Origin of the sequence: Dietzia sp. DQ11-44, assembly GCF_014145205.1 — a bacterium.
Lineage (GTDB): Bacteria > Actinomycetota > Actinomycetes > Mycobacteriales > Mycobacteriaceae > Dietzia > Dietzia natronolimnaea.
The window spans coordinates 1-3,180 of the sequence record NZ_JAALEC010000281.1; the positions used below are offsets into that span (position 1 = coordinate 1).

The 3,180-nt window shown below is 70.2% G+C and carries 2 protein-coding genes; both read left to right on the forward strand.

The features are described from left to right. Positions 1-234 precede the first annotated feature (234 nt). Positions 235-1,707, forward strand: coding sequence for an FAD-binding oxidoreductase (locus G6018_RS07830; RefSeq protein WP_182639315.1), 1,473 nt, complete (start codon positions 235-237; stop codon positions 1,705-1,707). An 11-nt stretch (positions 1,708-1,718) separates the two neighbouring features. Continuing rightward, positions 1,719-2,993, forward strand: coding sequence for a class I SAM-dependent methyltransferase (locus tag G6018_RS07835; RefSeq protein ID WP_182639316.1), 1,275 nt, complete (start codon positions 1,719-1,721; stop codon positions 2,991-2,993). Positions 2,994-3,180: the final 187 nt, after the last annotated feature.

The window sequence follows — 3,180 nt, forward strand, 5'->3', positions numbered from 1 at the left end:
GGGTACGGGTGCGGGGGTCGATCTGCGGGGAAGGCTACGGAAATGGCCGCCGGGGTCGGGACCGAATCGCCCGCGCGATATGACCGGTGTCACAATCGAGACGCGTTCGAGACGGGCCCACACCGCCTCCCGCCCGCCACCCCCGGGACGGCCGGAGGCGCGCGGCCGGGCCATCGGGGTGGGCCGCAGCCGGATCAACTCTGGTGGTCGCCGACCGCTACTAGGGTGGGACGCATGGGCACTCATGGTCGTCTGTCCGGATCGCTGATCGTCGGACCCCGGCGCCACGAGGAGGGTGTTAGTCGACTCCTGGCCAGTTTCGAGGCGGTCCCCGTCGGTGAGCCCGTCCGGCTGGCCAAGAAGACGTCCAACCTGTTCAGGCCGCGCGCCTCGTCGTCGTCGCCCGGTCTCGACACCACCGGTCTGACGCGCGTGGTCTCCGTGGATCCGGACACCCGCACCGCCGACGTCCAGGGCATGTGCACGTACGAGGACCTGGTGGACGCCACCCTGCCGTACGGGCTGATGCCGTACGTGGTGCCGCAGCTCAAGACCATCACCCTCGGTGGTGCGGTGACCGGGCTGGGCATCGAGTCCAGCTCCTTCCGGCTGGGGCTGCCCCACGAGTCGGTCCTGGAGATGGACGTGCTCACCGGCACGGGCGAGATCGTCACCGCCCGCCCCGACGGCACGGACCGGGAGCGCGAGCTGTACCGCGGGTTCCCCAACTCCTACGGCTCGCTCGGGTACGCGGTGCGGCTGCGCATCGCGCTCGAACCGGTCGAGCGGTACGTCGGACTGCGCCACGTCCGGTTCGACTCCCTCGCCGCGCTGACCGACGGGCTGGCGCGGATCGGCGAGTCCGGGTCGTACGACGACGAGGAGGTCGATTTCCTGGACGGGGTCGTCTTCTCGGCGGGCGAGTCCTACCTGACGCTGGGCCGGCGGACCGACGAGCCCGGCCCCGTCTCGGACTACACGGGGGTGCGGGACAAGCAGGCGATCTACTACCGGTCGATCCAGCACGGCGGCCCCGCCGGCTCGGTGGCCCGCGACCGGCTGACCATCCGCGACTACCTGTGGCGCTGGGACACCGACTGGTTCTGGTGCTCGCGCGCGTTCGGGGTGCAGAACCCCGGCATCCGCCGGTGGTGGCCGCAACAGCTGCTGAGGTCGTCGGCGTACTGGAAGATCATCGGCCTGGACCACCGATACGACCTGGGCAACAGGATCGGCGCGCTCAAGGGCGAGGGCCCGCGGGAGCGCGTGGTGCAGGACGTCGAGGTGACCATCGACCGGACCGAGGAGTTCCTCGAGTGGTTCCTGCGGGAGGTGCCCATCGAGCCGCTGTGGATCTGCCCGCTGCGGCTGCGTGAGTCCACGCCCGCGCCGGGTGTGGGCGGCGGCCCCGGCTCCGACCGGCCGTGGCCGCTGTATCCGCTGGCGCCGGAGACCACGTACGTCAACATCGGGTTCTGGTCCTCCGCGCCGATCGAGCCCGGCATGGCCGAGGGGGCGTGGAACCGGCGCATCGAAGAGGAGGTCTCCCGGCTCGGCGGGCACAAGTCGCTCTACTCCGAGGTCTTCTACTCCCGCGAGGAGTTCGACCAGCTGTACGGCGGCGAGCACGCGGCACATCTCAAGACGCGATTCGATCCCCGGGGCCGCTTCGCGACCCTCTATGACAAGGCGGTGGGTGCACGGTGACAACGGACAGGATGACCATCGGCGAGATCGTCGCCGCGTTCGCGACGGGGGAGCCGCCCCTGCGGATCGAGGCCTACGACGGGTCGGCGTTCGGCCCGGAGAACAGCGAGCTGGTGCTACGCCTGACGAGCCGGAGGGCGCTGCAGTACTTCGTCACCGCGCCGGGCGACCTCGGACTTGCCCGCGCCTACCTCATGGGCGAGCTCGAGGTCGACGGGGTGCATCCCGGTGCGCCGCATGACGTGTTCGGCGCGCTCGAGGTCTTCCGCAAGACCATGACGCACACGCCGGACCTGCGGACGATGGCGCGCATCGCCCGCTCGATCGGGCGCGAGAATATCACCATGCTGCCGATTCCCGAGCAGGAGGTGCCCGCGGCGTGGCGTCGCGTCGCGCACGGCATGCGCAGGCACTCCAAGAAGCGGGACTCGGAGGTGGTCAGCTACCACTACGACGTGTCCAACCGCTTCTACGAGTGGATCCTCGGGCCCTCCATGACCTACACCTGCGCGTGCTACCCCGACGCCGGGGTCTGCCTGGAGGAGGCCCAGGACAACAAGTACCGGCTGGTGTTCGACAAGCTCGGACTGAAGGCCGGTGACCGTCTGCTCGACGTGGGCTGCGGGTGGGGCGGGATGGTGCGGTACGCGGCCGCCCGGGGGGTCCGGGCGATCGGCGTGACGCTCTCGCGCGAGCAGGTCGAATGGGGACAGGCCGCGATCCGGGACCAGGGGTTGGGGGACCTCGCCGAGGTCCGCCTGATGGACTACCGCGACGTCCCCGAGCGTGACTTCGACGCGGTCAGTTCCATCGGCATCACCGAGCACATCGGGCGCAGGAACTACCACGACTACTTCACCCGGCTGCACGGCTACCTGAGGCCGGGGGGTCGGCTGCTCAACCACTGCATCACCCGGCCGGACAACTCGCGCTCGGTCAAGGCGGGTGCCTTCATCGACCGGTACATCTTCCCCGACGGCGAACTGGCCGGTGCCGGGACGGTCCACCTCGAGGCGGAGAACGCCGGGTTTGAGGTGGTCCACGAGGAGAACCTCCGCCAGCACTACGCGTTCACGCTGCGCGACTGGTGCGCGAACCTGGTCGAGCACTGGGACGAGGCCGTCGACGAGGTGGGCGAACCGATGGCCAAGCTGTGGGGGCTCTACATGGGTGCCTGCCAGTACGGCTTCGAGCACAACAAGATCCAGCTCCATCAGATCCTGGCCGTCCGGCTCGGCGACACCATGACCTGGGACGTTCCACTGCGGCAGTGGTGGCGGCCGTGAGCCGCCGGGCCTGAGCGGCCGATCCCGCCCGGACACCTTCGGGGCCGGGTCGCGCCCCTCGGGCCAGGATGCGCGCTCGGGCCGGGTCGCTCGCTCAGGCCAGGTCGAGGGCCAGCAGTACCTCACCCGTGGGGGCCGGGGAGCCGCCCGCGGGCTCCTCGGTGATCCCGATCTGGGCGGAGTTGCA

Excerpts from the sequence above, each read along its gene's own strand:
- G6018_RS07830 (WP_182639315.1), top strand. The coding sequence starts at position 235 with ATGGGCACTCATGGTCGTCTGTCCGGATCGCTGATCGTCGGACCCCGG.
- G6018_RS07835 (WP_182639316.1), top strand. The coding sequence starts at position 1,719 with ATGACCATCGGCGAGATCGTCGCCGCGTTCGCGACGGGGGAGCCGCCC.